The following is a 15,325-nucleotide window of genomic DNA, read 5'->3' on the forward strand; positions in this document are numbered from 1 at the left end:
CGGCCTGCGCGCCTCAGCCATCCGAGTCCTCGGCGGGCGTGGCGGCGGCCTCGCGGGTCGCGAGGCGCTGAAGGATCCAGTCGGCCGCGAGCGTCACGGTCCCCGAGCCCACGGTGAACACCGTGTCGCCCGGGCGCGCCAGGTCGGCTGCGAGCCGCGCGGCCTCCTCGAGGTCGTCCGCGAGCACCAGGGACGATCCCTCCGGCATGGTCGCGTGCGCCGCGATGGACGCGGACGTCACTCCCTCGATGGGGTCCTCCCGATCGCCGTGGACAGGCGCGAGGACCACGGCGGTGTCGGCGACCGACAGCGCGCGACCGAAACCCTCCGCGTGCATCTGCGTGCGAGTGAACAACGCGGGCTGGAACAGCACGACCATGCGTCCCACTCCCCCGTCGCGCGCCGCGCGCAACAGCGCAGCGACCTCGGTGGGATGGTGCGCGTAGTCGTCGATCACCCGCACCCCCGCCGCCTCGCCCCGCAGCTGGTACCTGCGCCCGGTGCCGGCAAAAGAGGCGAAGGATGCGGCCGCCGCCGCGGGATCCGCACCCATCTCGATCGCGGCGAGCCACGCGGCCGTCGCGTTGAGGCGGTTGTGGTGGCCGGGCGACGAGACCATGAGGGGGACCTCGCGTCCCGCGTGAGTCACGGTGGTGCCCCCCACGAGCGCGTCGGCCTCCAGCCCGGACGATGCCGTGGCATAGGTGAGCACGCGCGTTCCCGCCGCGCGGGCACGGTCCGCGAGTCCGCGCACGACGGGATCGTCGACGCACGCGACCACGGTGCGAGACTGCGCGGCGAAGTCGCCGAACGCGCGATGCAGGTTCTCGACCGTGCCGTGATGGTCGAGGTGGTCGGGCTCGATGTTGAGCAGGATCGCGACCTCGGGCGAGTAGCGCAGGAACGAGCCGTCCGACTCGTCGGCCTCGAGCACTGCGATGCCGGCCGAGCCCGCGTAGCCCCCGCGACGGCACCCTCGATGCCGAACACGCGGGCACCCACCGCGAAGCCAGCGTCGATGCCGCTCGCGTGCAGGGCGTGAGCGACCATCGCCGAGGTGGTGGTCTTGCCGTGCGATCCGGCAACCGCGACGAGCCGCTGCCCCTCGAGGGCCACCACGAGGGCCTCCGAGCGGTGCCACACGGGGATGCCGAGCTCACGCGCGCGCGCCAACTCGACGTTGGTCTCGCGCACCGCGGTGGACACCACGACCGCGGTGGCGCCGTCGACCAGGCTCGCGTCGTGGCCGATCCGCACGTCCATGCCTGCGTCGCGCAGCGCGAGGAAGTACGCGCTCTCGCGCAGGTCGGTGCCGGTGACGGTGTAGCCGCGCGCGGCGATGAGGCGCGCGACGGCGGACATGCCCGAGCCGCCGACCGCGATGAAGTGAATGCGATCGGTCATGCCGCCGCCTCCGCAAGGGCCGCCTCGATGAGATCCGCGAGGCGGGCCGCGCCGTCCGCGATGCCGATCCCGCTGGCCGCGGTCCGCATCGCGCCTGCCGTGTCGGGGTCGAGCAGCATGGACTCGACCTGCAACGTGAGGATCGCGGGAGTGAGGTCCGCGTCCCGCACGAGCGCGGCGGCGCCCGCCTCGACCGCGGCGGCGGCGTTGAGGGCCTGCTCGCCGTTGCCGTGCGGCAAGGGCACATACAGCGCGGGCAGCCCCAGCGCGCCGATCTCGCACACGGTCGCGGCGCCCGACCTGCAGGCGACCGCCCCCGCGGCGGAGAAGGCCTCCGCCATGTCGTGCGCGTACTCCGCCACGGCGTACATCCCCCGATCCGCGGTCGGCAGCGCCGCGCGTGCGCGGTACGCCTCCTCGGTCTTGCCCCTGCCCGTGAGGTGGATGATGTGCACGCCGTGTCCGACGAGCGTGCCCACCGCCTCGGCGAGCGCGGCGTTGAGGCTCGCCGCCCCGAGCGAACCGCCGAAGGCGAGCAGCACCGGGGCATCCGGCGACCAGCCGCGCGCCTCGCGTGCCGCCGCCGCGGCGGCGGCACGGGACGTGGGGTCGGCGAGCGTGCGCGAGAGGTCCTCGATCTCGCGGCGCAGCGGCAGGCCGGTCACGACCGCGCCGCGCAGCGGGGTGCCGGGGAAGGTCACCGCGACGTGCGACGTGAGCCGCGCGCCGAGCTTGTTGGCGATGCCCGGCTTCGCGTTCGCCTCGTGCACGATGATCGGCAGGCCGCGTCGACGCGCGGCGACGTAGACCGGCGTCGAGACATATCCGCCGAAGCCGACCACGGCATCGGCCCTCACCCGATCGATCGCGGCCTCGGCGTCACGGATCGCGCGACGCAGCCGCGCGGGGAAGCGCAGCGCGGCGACGTCGGGGCGGCGCGGAAACGGAACCTTGTCGATCTCGATGAGGTCGAGTCCCGCGCGCGGGACGAGGTCGGCCTCCAGTCCGTCGGCGGTGCCGACCGCCGCGACCGTGTGGCCGCGTGCGACGAGGGCCGATGCGCACGCGAGGAGCGGGTTGACGTGTCCGGCGGTGCCGCCACCGGCGAGCAGCAGGCTAGCCACGGCGGCGTCCTCGCGACAGGACCGCGAGCGAGCGCCGCACCACCGAGGGGCGGGCAGCGAAGGCCTCGGCGGCGCCGGGCTCGTGGCGGGCGTAGGACATGAGGACGCCGACGGCGACGAGCGACATGATGAGCGACGAACCTCCGGAGGAGACGAGGGGAAGCGGCACGCCGGTCACGGGCGCGAGCTCGAGGACCACCGCGATGTTGATGGTCGCCTGGCCGACGATCCATGCGCCGATCGCGGCGCCCGAGATCTGCACGAAGCGATCCGTGGAGCGCGTGACGATGCGCGTGACGGCGATGAGGATCATCGCGAAGGCGGCCAGCACGAGCAGCGTGCCGATCAGCCCGAACTCCTCGCCGATGATCGCGAAGATGTAGTCGTTGTCGGAGGCGGGCAGCCAGCCCCACTTCTCGCGGCTCATGCCGGGGCCGAGGCCCCACAGGCCGCCCGACGCGAGCGCCCACGTGCCGTGCGTCGACTGCCAGCAGGCCTGGATGTCCTCGCACGACCCGCTCGCCCACTGCATGATGCGGGCGATGCGGGTCTCTCCCGAGTTCAGCAGGACCAGGATGCCGACCCCGGCGAACGCGCCGAAGAGACCGAAGAACCGGGCCGGCACCCCCGCGACCCAGAACGCGACCGCGACGAGCAGCAGCATCACCATCGCGGTGCCCATGTCGCGTCCCGCGAGCACGAGCCCCAGCACGCCCAGCGCGACGATCCCGCCGGGCACCATCACGTACTTGAGGTTGGTGAGCCGGTGCCGGAACATGGACAGCACCACGCCGAGGTAGAGCGCGAGGCCCAGCTTGGCGACCTCGGACGGCTGCAGGCTGAATCCCGCGATGCGGATCCACGCGCGGTTGCCTCCCGACGAGAAGCCGGTGGCGAGCACGAGGATCAACAAACCGATCGAGCCGAACAGGGCGAAGGGCGCGACCCGCTTCCAGAACGTGGGCGACACCCGCGAGCCGACCGCGAGGCCAGCGAGGCCGATCACGAGCGCGATGACCTGCGTGATGAAGTGCGAGTAGGCGTTGCCGGAATCCGTCCGGATCGACGTCACCGATGAGCTCGAGAGGACCACCGCGAGGCCCAGCAGGACCAGGATCGTGGTGCCGGCCACCAGCAGGTAGGAGGTCGCCATCGGGGAACGCCAGGCCGTGACGCTGGTCTCGGGCCGTGCCGCCGTCGCCGTCATGTCACCCCCTAGCGGTCCAATGCCTCCACCGCCCTGGTGAACGCCTCTCCTCGGTCCGCGTAGCTGCGGAACTGATCCATCGATGCGCACGCGGGTGACAGGAGCACCGTGTCTCCCGGCTCCGCGAGCCCCCGGCGGCCTCGACCGCCCGTTGCATCACATCCTCCCCCGGCGCGATGGACACCACGGGTATCTCGGGCGCGTGTCTCGCGAGCGCATCGGCGAGCGGCGCCTGGTCGACCCCGATCAGCACCGCCGCGCGCACGCGCGGACCGATCGCGGACACGAGCGAGGAGAACTCCTGCCCCTTCGCGAGTCCTCCCGCGATCCACACCACCGAGCGTGGAGCGCGACCGCCGAAGGCCGCCTCGACGGCATGCGCGTTGGTCGCCTTCGAGTCGTCGACGTACGCGACGCCGTCGACGTCACGCACCCATGCGGTGCGGTGGGCATCGAGCCGGAATCCGCGGAGCCCGTCGCGCACGGCCTCGGGCGCCACGCCCACCGCGCGGCACAGCGCCGCGGCGGCGAGCGCATTGAGGGCAAGGTAGGGCGGCACGTCCCCCGCCACGAGGTGGTCGAGGTCCTCGACGTGGGCGAGTTCGATCGCCTCGTGGTGGCGCGAATCGAGGAACGCCCTGTCGCACATCACGCCATCGACGATCCCGAGCTGCGACACCGCGGGCGCTCCGAGCGTCACACCGATCGCGCGGGCGCCGTCGATCACGTCGGCCTCCTCGACCATCGACTCAACCAGGCGATCGGCCGCGGGATACACACGCGACGCGCACGTGCTGATAGACCTTCGCCTTGTCGGCGCGATAGGCCTCGAGGCTGCCGTGCCAGTCGGTGTGGTCGTCGTCGGCGTTGAGGCAGACGGCCGCGTGCGGCGAGATGGTGTGCGCGAAGTGCAGCTGGAGGCTCGCGATCTCGACGGCGACCAGGTCGCACTCCTCGCGCGCCGCGTGAATGACGGGAATCCCCATGTTGCCGCACACGCGCACGTCGAGCCCGCCTGCCGCGGCGATCGCCCCGACCATCTGGGTCGTGGTGGTCTTGCCGTTGGTGCCCGTCACCATGACCCAGGGGATGCCCGGTCGGCGCACACGCCACGCGAACTCCATCTCGGACCAGATCTCGAGACCGGCGGCCTCGCATGCACGCACCGCCTCGGAGTGCGGCGCGAAGCCGGGAGAGGCCATCACGAGGTCGAAGGCCTCGAGCTCGAGCTCGCTCACGTCCAGGTGGTCGGCCGAACCGTTGGCGTCCACGGTCACCGCCGTGCCACCCAGCTCGCGCGTGACCTCGGCCGCGGCGGTGCCTGCGATCCCTGTCCCGAGCACCAGGACCCGCTTGCCCGCGAGCGTCACAGGGAGGCCACCCACTCCGCGTAGAACAGCCCCACGCCGAGACCGGTGAACATCGCGGCGATGATCCAGAAGCGCGTGACGATCGTGACCTCGCCCCACCCCATGAGCTCGAAGTGATGATGCAGTGGCGCCATCTTGAACAGGCGTTTACCGCCCGAGATCTTGAACCACCCGATCTGCAACACGGAGCTCGCGACGACGAGCACGAACAGCCCACCGACCACGACGCCGAGCACCTCGGTGCGCGACAGGATGGTCATGCCCGCGATCGCGCCGCCGAGCGCGAGCGAACCGGTGTCGCCCATGAAGATGCGCGCAGGCGACGCGTTCCACCACAGGAAGCCCAGGCTCGCGCCCGCGATCGCCGCCGCGAGGATCGACAGGTCCCACGGGTCGCGCACCTCGTAGCAGAGCGAGCCAGCCCCCGGCACTCCGCAGCGCTGGTTCACCTGCCAGATGAGGATCAGCACATACGCGCCAAAGAAGATCACCGCGGTTCCCGAGGCAAGACCATCGAGTCCGTCGGTGAGGTTGACCGCGTTTGACCACGCGGTGATGAGAAAGTTCGACCAGATGACGAAGAGGATGAGCGCGATCGTGGGGCCCCAGATCGCGAGATCCAGCTGAGTGTCGCGCAGGAACGAGATCGCGGTCGAGGCCGGCGTGACTCCCCTGGCATCCTCGAACTGCAGCGCGAGGATGCCGAACGAGACACCCACGATCCCCTGGCCCAGGAACTTCCAGCGCGCGCTCAGTCCCAGCGAGCGCTCGCGCGAGATCTTGATCGCGTCGTCGAGGAATCCCACGACGCCCAGTCCCACCATGAGGTAGACCACCAGCAGGGACGATGCGCTGGGCGCGCGTCCCACGATGAGGTTGCCTCCCAGCCAGCCCACCACCGCGGCGACGATGATGATCACGCCGCCCATGGTCGGGGTACCGCGCTTGACGTGGTGGCTCGCGGGGCCGTCTTGACGGATGAACTGGCCGAACTGGCGCCGCGTCAGATAGCGGATGAAGAGCGGCGTCGCGAGCAGCGACAGGAGGACTCCGAGGCCTCCCGCGAACACGACGCCCTTCATGCGGTTCCTCCCACGAGCTGATCGGCGAGCTCCCACAGGCCGGAGCCGTGCGAGGCCTTGACGAGCACGGTGTCCCCCGGCCGCAGCATGCGATCGAGGAGCTCTCGCGCCTCGCCGATTGTAGCGACGAAGGCCGCCTCGTCACCCCACGAACCCTCCCTCACGGCCGCCACATACGCGGGCCGCGCGCCGTCTCCCACGATGATCGTGTGGTCGATGCGCAGGCGCACGACGTCCGTGCCGATCTCCGAGTGGATGGTCGCCGAGGCGTCTCCCAGCTCGCGGATCTCGCCCAGCACGGCGACAGTGCGGCCGCCGTCGGCGACGAGCTTGAGGGCGCGCAGGGCGGCCCTCACGGATTCGATCGACGCGTTGTACGCGTCGTCGATGATCGTGACGCCGTCGGCGCGCTCCGTGAGCGCCATGCGGTGTGCGGACAGCGGTCGCGCCGCCGCGATCGCCTCCCACGCCGCGGCACCGTCGACTCCACACTCGACGGCCACCGCGAAGGCGGCCAGAGCGTTGGTGACGTGGTGCTCGCCCACGAGCGTGAGGGTGCGCCGCGGGAGGTCGCCGATCGCGAACGAGGCACGGCCACGCTCGGTCGTGAGCCCGACGGCGCGGTGGTCGCCGGTCGACACGCCAAAGGTCACCACGCGCTCGGCCAGTCTCGCCATCCCGGCGACCCTGGCATCGTCCGCGTTGAGGACCGCGACGCCGCCGGGCACGAGCCCGCGCACGATCTCGCTCTTGGCCACCGCGACGTCGTCGGGCGAGGCGTACTCGCCCATGTGGGCGGTGCCCACGGTGAGCGCCACCGCGACGTCGAGAGGGGCGATCGAGGTGAGGTACGCGATGTGGCCGAGACCGCTCGCCCCCATCTCGAGCACGAGGTGGCGGGTCGAGGAGTCGGCACGCAGGACCGTGAGCGGCAGGCCGATCTCGTTGTTGAATGAGCCGACCGGCGCGACCACGTCGGGCAACACCTGTGCCAGCAGGTCCTTCGTCGTGGTCTTGCCATTCGAGCCGGTGATCCCGATGACGGTGAGGTCGCCCTCGGTCCGCAGCAGCGCCAGATACGCCCGCGCGAGTGCGCCGAGCGCCGCCGTGACGTCGCCGACGAGCACGTGGGGGCCGTCGACGGGGCGCGACACGAGGCACAACGAGGCCCCGTTGGCGAGCGCCTGCGGCACGAAGTCGTGGCCGTCGGACCGCTCCCCCACGAAGGCGGCGTACAGCCAGCCTGGACGCACGTCGCGCGAGTCCTTGTCGACGCCCTCGACCAAGGTGTCCACGTCGGCGGCGAGCGTCCCGCCCGCCGCATTCGCGACCCATTGAGCCGTGACCGGCCTCACGCGCCGCGCTCCTCGTGGACGGCGGCGAGGGCCTCGAGGAACGCGCCAGCGTCCGTGTAGGGATAGTGCACGCCGTCGATCTCCTGAGTGGTCTCGTGCCCCTTGCCGGTGGCGATGATGGTGTCGAGCGGACCCGCCATCCGCACCGCGGCCTCGACGGCAGCGGAGCGGGGGCTGATCTCGAACACGTCCGTGCGGCCCTCGCGCGTCGCGTCGACGCCCTCGAGGATGCGCGCGCGGATGTGCTCGGGCGGCTCGGTGCGCGGGTTCTCGTCCGTGACGATCACGACGTCGGCATGCGTCGCCGCCGCGCTGCCCAGACCCGGCCGCTTGGAGTCATCCCGGAGCCCGTCGCAGCCGAACACGATGATGATCCTGCCCGGGGTGACCAGGCGCATCGCGTCGAGCACGCTCGCGATGCCGTCGGGCGTATGCGCGTAGTCCACGACCGTCATGGGAGTGGACTCGTCGCGCGCCGTCACGACCTCGGTGCGTCCCGGCACGGGCCGGGCCGATGCCACGCCAGCGATCGCGTCGGCGAGCGGCACCCCCGTGGCGTGGGCCGCCACGATCGCGCCCGCGGCGTTGGAGACGTTGATGAGGCCGGGCAGGCGCACCTCGGCGTCGTGGCGCGAGCCGTCCGGCGCCACGAGCACGAACGTCATCCCGCCGCGGTCCGCGGGTCGCGCGTCGACTGCGGCCCAGTCCGCGCGCGGAGACCCGGGACGGGTCGCGACCGTCTCCACCGGCACCGTGGACTCCCCCACGAGCCGCTGGCCCCACTCGTCGTCGACGAGCACCACCGCGCGATCCGCGAACTCCGGCGTGAAGATGCGCGCCTTCTCCTCGAAGTACTCCTCCATGGTGTGGTGGAAGTCGAGGTGTTCATACGACAGGTTCGTGAACAGCACGGTGCGGAAGCGCGTTCCGGTCACGCGGTCGAGCGCGATCGCCTGCGAGGACGCCTCGGCCACCGCGGCCGTCACGCCCTCTTCCCTCATGCGCGCGAGGAGGCCCTGCAGCATCGGCGCCTCCGTCGTGGTGCGCGATGCCGGGGTGGCGCTGTCGCCGATCCTCATCTCGACCGTTCCCAGCAGGCCCACCGACGCGTGGGTGGTCCGCAGCGCGCCCTCGACCAGGAAGGACGTGGTGGTCTTGCCATTGGTGCCCGTGATGCCGATCAGCGCGACGTCGCGAGAGGGATCTCCGTAGATCTCCGCTGCCGCCAGCGCGGCGGTGCGCCGCGGGTGCGTCGCGACCAGCACGGGCAACCCGGTCGCGCGCGCCTCGGCGGCGCCCGCACGGTCCGTGAGGATCGCGGCCGCACCGCGCTGCGCGGCCTGGGCCGCGAAGCGGGCGCCGTGCGCGTTCTCGCCCGGCAGCGCGCAGAAGAGGTCGCCGGGCTCGACCGCCCGGGAGTCGACCGTCGCGCCCGTCACCGTGACGTCCGCTCCGTGCAGGTCCGCGCCGGCGCGCGCCTCGATGGCGCTCAGCAGGGCGCCTGCGACGCGGCTGGGGCGCATCGCGAAGTCCGGCATTCTCACTCCCAGGTGGTCGGGTACAGCGTGGGCTCCGTCGTCGACGGAGGCACCCGCAGCGACTGCAACGCAAAGGTTGCCACATCCTTGAACACGGGCGCGGCCGTGGTACCACCCCAGATTTCCGTCTGCGGGTCGTACAGGATGACAGACACGACGATACGCGGGTCGTCGGCCGGGGCGATGCCGATGAACGACGCGACGATCGAGCTCAGCTTGCCGTCGGGACCGGTCGCCTGCGCGGTACCCGTCTTGCCCGCGACGCGGTAGCCGTCGATCTTGGCGAGCACTCCGGTGCCGCCTTCCTGGGTGACGTCCTCGAGCATCGTCATCAGCTGCGTGGCCGTCTTCTCGGAGACCACCCGCTCGGGCTCGTCGACCTCGCGCTCGACGAAGGTGCCGTCGTCCTTGCGGAAGCCCTTCACGACGGTCGGCTGCAGGCGCACCCCGCCGTTCGCGATAGTCGCGAAGACCTGCGTCGCCTGAACCGCGGTCACGGAGACGCCCTGGCCGTAGGTCACGGCCCACTTGGTGCGGCCGTCCCAGTCCTCGGCGTCGTGCAGGATGCCGGGCGACTCGGCGAGCAGCCCCACGTCCGTGCGCTTGCCGAAGCCGAAGGCATCGAGGTACTGCCAGCGCTGCTCCGAGCTGAGCAGCTCGCCCACCTGAACCGTGCCCGTGTTCGAGGACTCGGCGAGCACGCCCGTGAGCGTGAGCTTGAGGTCCTCGTGCTCGTGCGAGTCCTGGAACGTCTGGTCGTTGTCGGTCGTGTACCGATACGGCGCGATGAACTCGCTCGTGGGGGTCGCGACGCCCTCCTCGAGGGCGGCGGCCATCGTGATGACCTTGGCGGTCGAGCCCGGCTCGAAGACGGTCGACACGGACTTCGCGCCGCGATTGGCGGCATCGGTCGCGCCGGGATCATTGGGGTCGACGCTGCCGGAGTCCACGAGCGCCAAGATCTCGCCCGTGGTGGTGTCCTCGACCACGACCGTGGCGTGGCTCGCGCCGGTCTGCGCGAGCGCCTCCTCAACACGGCCCTGCACATAGAACTGGATGTCGCGGTCGAGGGTGAGCACCACGTCGTCACCGGGCACCGCGGCGGTCTCCTCGCGCACCCCGGTGGGAATGAGGTAGCCACCCGACCCGTCCCGCTCGTACGTCATGGTGCCGGGAGTCCCCAGCAGCTGCTCCTCGTACGCGGCCTCGACGCCGGTGAGTCCCCACACTCCGGGCGCGTCCTCCTTGCCTCCCATGAATCCCACGACGTTGCCCGCGAGGTTGCCGTTCGGGTACAGGCGCTTCTCGACCGCCTCCGGCTCGATGCCGGGAATCTTCTCCGCCGCGATGAGGTCCCAGGTCTCGGGGGTGATGTCCTTCGCGAGGTAGACGAACGTGCTGTCGCCGACCATCTTCGCGCCCAGCTCCGCCGCGTCGATTCCCAGGATGGGCGCGAGAATCTCTGCCGCACCCGCGGGGCCCTCCGCGAGCACCACGCCGTCCTCCGTGCGGACGAAGTCAGCGATCTTGACCTGGTTGACGCCCACGTTGTAGCGCTGCACCGAGGTCGCGAGCACCGTCCCGTTGCGATCGACGATGTCCGCGCGCGGCACGCTCACCTCTTGAGTGACGAGCCGCTGCGACAGCGCCTCGGAGGACAGCACCGAGGAGCGGACCCCCTGGATGAGGACCAGGCGTCCGGCGAAGACCAGCAGCACCGCGAGCAACACCAGCGAGATGACGCGCTGACGCAGCCGCGGATCCGCGAGGCGCGGAGCGCGGGGAGTGGCCATGCGGTCTACTTCTTTCCGGTCTCGAGGACGATTCCGTCCGATAGTGACACGAAGCCGAGCGCCGTCGCGGGAGCCATGCCGAGCTCCTCGGCGCGGGCGGCAAGGCTCGCGGGGGCCGCGTTGGTCTCGAGGGTCTCGAGGTACGCCGCGCTCTCCTTGTGGAGGGCGGCGATCTCGATCTTGAGGTCGCGGCGCTCGTACGCGCCCTCGGTCATCGAGGTGTTGAGCAGCAGCACGGCCGACAGCGCGCCGATCACGATCGCGACGCACAGCGTGGCGAAGGGCAGCAGCGACCGGCCACGCTCGGGCGCCTGGACGGCGCGCAGGTGAGTGCGGGTCCCCGTCTCGGGGCGCGCGCTCGGCGCGGTGCGGGGGTGCACGGCGGGACGCGGCTGGCGCAGGGGTGCGGCGCTCACGGGTTCCTCCTGAGTCGCTGAGGCGGGGTGGGACGGAGGCGCTCGACCGCGCGGAGGCGGACGGGCTTGGATCGGGGGTTGCGCTCGGCCTCCTCGGCCGAGGCCTTTTCCGCTCCCCGGGTGAGGAGGCGCAGATAGGGAAGGTCCTCGTCCGGCACGACCGGCAGTCCGGGAGGGGCCTGAGACTCGGCGCCGGCGGCGAAGGCGCGCTTGACGATCCTGTCCTCGAGGGAGTGATACGACATGACGACCACGCGGCCCCCCACCCCGATCCCCTCGATCGCCGCGGGAATCGCTCGCTCGAGCACCTCGAGCTCGCGGTTGACCGCGATCCTGAGGCCCTGGAACGTGCGCTTGGCCGGATTGCCTGCCCCCGGCGTACGCGTCGCGGCGGGAATGCACGCGCGCACCAGATCGACGAGCTGCTCCGAGCGCTCGAACGGCTCGGTCTCGCGACGCCGCACAATCGAACGGGCGATCTTGGAGGCGAAGCGCTCCTCGCCGTAGTCGCGCAGGATGCGCGTGAGCTCGCGCTCGTCGGCGTCTCGCAGGAGGTCGGCCGCCGAGACCGGATCGGCCGGGTTCATCCTCATGTCGAGCGGCGCGTCCTGCGCATACGAGAAGCCGCGCTCGGCATCGTCGATCTGCAGCGAACTCACGCCGAGGTCGAGCAGGATGCCGTGGGCCCGGTCGGCGCCGGCGGCCGCGAGCGCACCCTCGATGTCGTCGTACTCCGCGTGGTGCGCCACGAACCTATCGCCGAACCGTGCGAGCCGCGCCGACGCGAGGGCGATCGCCTGCGGGTCGCGGTCGATTCCGACCACGCGCGCCTCGGGGCAGCGCTCGAGGATCGCCTCGGTGTGACCGCCCATGCCGAGGGTGCCGTCGATCGCGACCGAGCCGGGTGCGGCGAGGGCGGGGGCGAGCAGGTCGACACAGCGCTCCAGCATCACCGGCGTGTGCCGCGATGCGGCGTCGCGTTCCTGGTCCATGTGCCCCTCCCCTCCCGTGAGTGATTGCCCGTCCTGCTCGTGCCTCGTGGTCTCCCTCCGAGTTCCTCTGGCGGGGGAAGTCCGCCAGAGCGATCCGGGAGGAGGCCACGAGGCACGAGCCCCTACATGTCGTCGAAAATCTCTGCGGCGGTCTCCGCGTAGGCGTCCTCGCCCGCCTCGAGGTAGTCCTCCCACTTCTGGGCGTCCCACACCTCGACCCGGGAACCCATGCCGACCACGGCGACCTCGCGCTCGAGCCCCGCGTAACGGCGCAGGGGCTGCGACAAGAGGATCCGTCCCTGCTTGTCGGGGATGTCGTCGCTCGCGTGCCCCAGGAAGCTGCGCAGGTAGTCGCGCGCGGCCTTGTTCTCGAGCGGGGCCCGGCGCAGCCGGTCGTGGATGTGCGCGAACTCGTCGAGCGGGAAGAGGAACACGCAACGGTCGAGTCCTCGCGTCGCGACGAGTCCCGAGGCGAGCCTGCCGCGGAACTTCGCGGGCAGGATCAGGCGGCCCTTGTCGTCGAGACGCGGCGTGAAGGTGCCGAGGAAGACGCCGGTCGGGCCCAGCCCGAGCGTCGCGGTGTCCGACATCGGCCCTCCCCTCCGGCTCCCGGCCTCTCCCGATGTCCCCACTTTACTCCACTTTGCTCCACAAATCTCGGTTCCGGGGCGAAATGTGGCGCAGATATGGATATATCCCCAGGCAAAGACGCGACGATGCGGTGGAGGGATTTGGCCGATCCCGGAGCGTCATGCGTCAACTAGGCTCGGACCAAGGGAAGAGGGGTACCCATGACGATGACCGTCCCGACCACCGAGGAACTCGCGGAGGTGGCCGACCTCGCCCGGCGCGTGCGCGCTCAGCTCGACACGGTCCTGTCCGGACTCGACGACGCAATCGACGCCACGCTCGCGACGGTGCTCGCGGAGGGCCACCTGCTCCTCGAGGACGTGCCGGGGGTCGGCAAGACCACCCTGGCTCGCGCGTTGGGCAGGGCGGTCGACGCGAGCGTGGGACGCATCCAATTCACGCCCGACCTGCTGCCCTCTGACGTCACGGGCGTGAGCATCTACCGCGCGGACGACCACTCCTTCGAGTTCCGCCCCGGACCCGTGTTCGCGAACATCGTGGTCGCGGACGAGATCAACCGCGCGTCGCCGAAGACCCAGGCCGCGCTACTCGAGTCGATGCAGGAGCGCTCCGTGACCGTCGACGGGGCGACGCGGGCGCTGCCCGCCCCCTTCCTCGTGGTGGCCACGCAGAACCCGGTCGACATGGAGGGCACCTACCCGTTGCCCGAGGCGCAGCGTGACCGCTTCATGACACGCATCGCGGTCGGCTATCCGTCGGGTGCCGACGAGCTCGCGATGCTCGAGTCCCACGACGGGCACGACCCCCTCGGAGACGTGGTGCCCGTCACCAGCGCCGCCGCACTCACCCGCGCGATCTCCGTGGTGCGCCGCGTGTACGCTTCCACCGCAGTAAAGCAGTACATCGTCGCGGTGGTGCGTGGCACCCGCGCCAGCGCCGACCTGCGGCTGGGAGCCTCACCTCGCGCCTCGCTTCAGCTGCTCGCCGCGTGCAAGGCACGCGCCGCGATGCTGGGGCGGGACCACGTCCTGCCCGACGACGTCAAGTCGCTCGCCGTCCCCGTCCTCGCGCACCGGGTCATCCCCGCGGCCCAGGCACGGGCGGCGGGACGCAGCGCCGAGCAGATCGTCGCCGACGTCGTGAGCCAGGTCGCCGTCCCGACGGCACGCGAGCCCGAGCCCCTGCGCCGAGGATGACGGCACGCGGCGAGGTCGACGGCCCCCATCACGGGGCCGAGACCACGGTGTCGCCCCGCGGGATCGGCCTGATCGCCGCCGGCGTGGCCCTCCTCGCTGTCGGGATCGGCTTCGCGTCGGCTCCGCTCGTCCTGATCGGCGCGACTGCCCTCGCCGCCGTCGGGGTGTCCGCGGCGTGGATCGCGCTGCACGCTCTCGCGCTGCGGCGCCGGGTCACCGCGGTGACCCGCGAGGTCGTGCCCGGCACCCTCAGCGCGGGAACGGCGGGCGAGGTGACCGTGAGCGTGGGACTGGGCGGCGGGCTCGCTCGTTCCCTGCGGCTGCGCGAGCAGGCGGCCGCGGAACTCACCGGCGGCGACGCGACGCGCGCCGTGATCTCTCGCCGCCCACGCGCGATCGAGTTGCGCTACGCGCTGTCGCCCGTGCGCCGAGGGCGGTGGCTGCTCGGGCCCGCGCTGGCCCGTTCCGCGGATCCGTTCGGACTCGCGTGGAGCGACCGGGCGCTGGGCGAGGCGCGCCAGGTCACGGTCTGGCCCCGGGTCGTCGACCTTGCCGCGAGCGCGGGAGAGCTCATGGGCTCGGCGGATCGCGCCCATGCGGGCGCCCGCACCCCTGCCGCGGACGACGCCTCGCTGCGCGACTACCGCGACGGTGACGACCTCCGACGGGTCCACTGGGCGTCGTCGGCGCGCCGCGGGACCTTGGTCGTGCGCTCCGAGGAGCAACAGGGGCGCACGACCGCGACGGTCCTCCTGGCGCTGCCACCCTCCCGCGGCGCGCTCGAGTGGGCCATCTCCGCCGCCGCGTCGGTCGCGCTGTCCGTCATCGAGGCGGGCCACCCCGTTCGCCTCATCGCCGGCGCACAGGAGAGCGGCACACTGGACGCCTTTGGCCGCGCCGCCGACGGCGCGCGCGTGCGGCTGCTCGACTCGACCGTGGATCTCCAGGCGCCCGCCAGCACCACCGAGTCGGACCGCCTCCTGGTGGCCGGCGCGGCACGGATTGATCCCGGTCACCGCGACGTGGTCGTCGCGGTGATGGAACCGGCGGGGAGCACGGCCGTCACCGCGCTCGCGCGCCTGGGCGAGGGCGGCCGCGCGTGGGCGATGGTGCGCTCCTCGCTCGCCGCGCGCGCGAGGGCGGAACGCACCGTGGAACAGCTCCGTGCCGCCGGGTGGCACGCGATCCACACTCTCGAGCCCGAGCCGATCGAATCCGCGTGGGCACGCCTGCTCGCGGAGGCCGCCGCATGAACGC

Annotated in this window: 14 protein-coding genes and 1 pseudogene; 2 read left to right on the top strand and 13 right to left on the bottom strand. The window is 71.8% G+C overall.

Features of this window, described 5'->3' with window-relative positions; all coding sequences use genetic code 11:
• Positions 1-13: 13 nt before the first annotated feature.
• The 13 genes and pseudogenes from QUE44_RS05490 to mraZ form a co-directional block, all read right to left on the bottom strand.
• Positions 14-934 (bottom strand): glutamate ligase domain-containing protein, encoded by a 921-nt coding sequence (locus QUE44_RS05490; RefSeq protein WP_286216324.1) that lies wholly within the window; start codon positions 932-934, stop codon positions 14-16.
• A gap of 239 nt (positions 935-1,173) precedes the next feature.
• Positions 1,174-1,404: pseudogene (locus QUE44_RS05495) on the bottom strand (Mur ligase domain-containing protein); the annotation flags it as partial.
• Positions 1,401-2,528 carry a UDP-N-acetylglucosamine--N-acetylmuramyl-(pentapeptide) pyrophosphoryl-undecaprenol N-acetylglucosamine transferase gene (locus tag QUE44_RS05500; protein WP_286216325.1) on the bottom strand — a complete coding sequence of 376 codons (1,128 nt, stop codon included), beginning with the start codon at positions 2,526-2,528 and terminating at the stop codon, positions 1,401-1,403. The pseudogene QUE44_RS05495 and the gene QUE44_RS05500, both read right to left, overlap by 4 nt.
• Positions 2,521-3,735 (bottom strand): FtsW/RodA/SpoVE family cell cycle protein, encoded by a 1,215-nt coding sequence (locus tag QUE44_RS05505; RefSeq protein WP_286216327.1) that lies wholly within the window; start codon positions 3,733-3,735, stop codon positions 2,521-2,523. The genes QUE44_RS05500 and QUE44_RS05505 overlap by 8 nt, the downstream gene beginning before the upstream one ends.
• A 1-nt stretch (position 3,736) precedes the next feature.
• Positions 3,737-4,480, bottom strand: coding sequence for a glutamate ligase domain-containing protein (locus tag QUE44_RS14005; RefSeq protein ID WP_350226899.1), 744 nt, complete (start codon positions 4,478-4,480; stop codon positions 3,737-3,739).
• Between the two features lie 4 nt (positions 4,481-4,484).
• Complete coding sequence (locus tag QUE44_RS14010; RefSeq protein ID WP_350226900.1) at positions 4,485-5,120, bottom strand: Mur ligase family protein; 636 nt, start codon at positions 5,118-5,120, stop codon at positions 4,485-4,487.
• A complete protein-coding gene (mraY, locus tag QUE44_RS05515) occupies positions 5,102-6,187 on the bottom strand; it encodes a phospho-N-acetylmuramoyl-pentapeptide-transferase (RefSeq protein ID WP_286216328.1) in 1,086 nt (361 codons plus the stop codon). Before mraY ends, QUE44_RS14010 begins: the two co-directional genes overlap by 19 nt.
• Positions 6,184-7,542: a UDP-N-acetylmuramoyl-tripeptide--D-alanyl-D-alanine ligase gene (locus tag QUE44_RS05520; RefSeq protein WP_286216330.1), complete on the bottom strand. Its 1,359-nt coding sequence runs from the start codon at positions 7,540-7,542 to the stop codon at positions 6,184-6,186. The genes mraY and QUE44_RS05520 overlap by 4 nt, the downstream gene beginning before the upstream one ends.
• On the bottom strand, positions 7,539-9,080 hold the full coding sequence (locus tag QUE44_RS05525) for a UDP-N-acetylmuramoyl-L-alanyl-D-glutamate--2,6-diaminopimelate ligase (RefSeq protein WP_286216331.1): 1,542 nt from the start codon (positions 9,078-9,080) through the stop codon (positions 7,539-7,541). Before QUE44_RS05525 ends, QUE44_RS05520 begins: the two co-directional genes overlap by 4 nt.
• Before the next feature lie 2 nt (positions 9,081-9,082).
• Entirely contained in the window at positions 9,083-10,873 is a 1,791-nt protein-coding gene (locus tag QUE44_RS05530; RefSeq protein ID WP_286216332.1) for a peptidoglycan D,D-transpeptidase FtsI family protein, read from the bottom strand.
• 5 nt (positions 10,874-10,878) lie between these two features.
• Entirely contained in the window at positions 10,879-11,289 is a 411-nt protein-coding gene (ftsL, locus tag QUE44_RS05535; RefSeq protein ID WP_286216334.1) for a cell division protein FtsL, read from the bottom strand.
• Positions 11,286-12,281: a 16S rRNA (cytosine(1402)-N(4))-methyltransferase RsmH gene (gene rsmH, locus QUE44_RS05540; RefSeq protein ID WP_286216335.1), complete on the bottom strand. Its 996-nt coding sequence runs from the start codon at positions 12,279-12,281 to the stop codon at positions 11,286-11,288. Before rsmH ends, ftsL begins: the two co-directional genes overlap by 4 nt.
• Positions 12,282-12,403: 122 nt before the next feature.
• Positions 12,404-12,871, bottom strand: a complete 468-nt coding sequence (gene mraZ, locus QUE44_RS05545) for a division/cell wall cluster transcriptional repressor MraZ (RefSeq protein ID WP_286216336.1) — start codon at positions 12,869-12,871, stop codon at positions 12,404-12,406.
• A 201-nt stretch (positions 12,872-13,072) separates the two neighbouring features.
• Here mraZ and QUE44_RS05550 point away from each other — a divergent pair, with 201 nt between their 5' ends.
• Complete coding sequence (locus QUE44_RS05550) at positions 13,073-14,068, top strand: AAA family ATPase (protein ID WP_286216337.1); 996 nt, start codon at positions 13,073-13,075, stop codon at positions 14,066-14,068.
• Positions 14,065-15,321, top strand: coding sequence for a DUF58 domain-containing protein (locus QUE44_RS05555; RefSeq protein ID WP_286216338.1), 1,257 nt, complete (start codon positions 14,065-14,067; stop codon positions 15,319-15,321). Before QUE44_RS05550 ends, QUE44_RS05555 begins: the two co-directional genes overlap by 4 nt.
• Positions 15,322-15,325: the final 4 nt, after the last annotated feature.

This window comes from Demequina sediminis (assembly GCF_030296675.1).
GTDB lineage: Bacteria > Actinomycetota > Actinomycetes > Actinomycetales > Demequinaceae > Demequina > Demequina sediminis.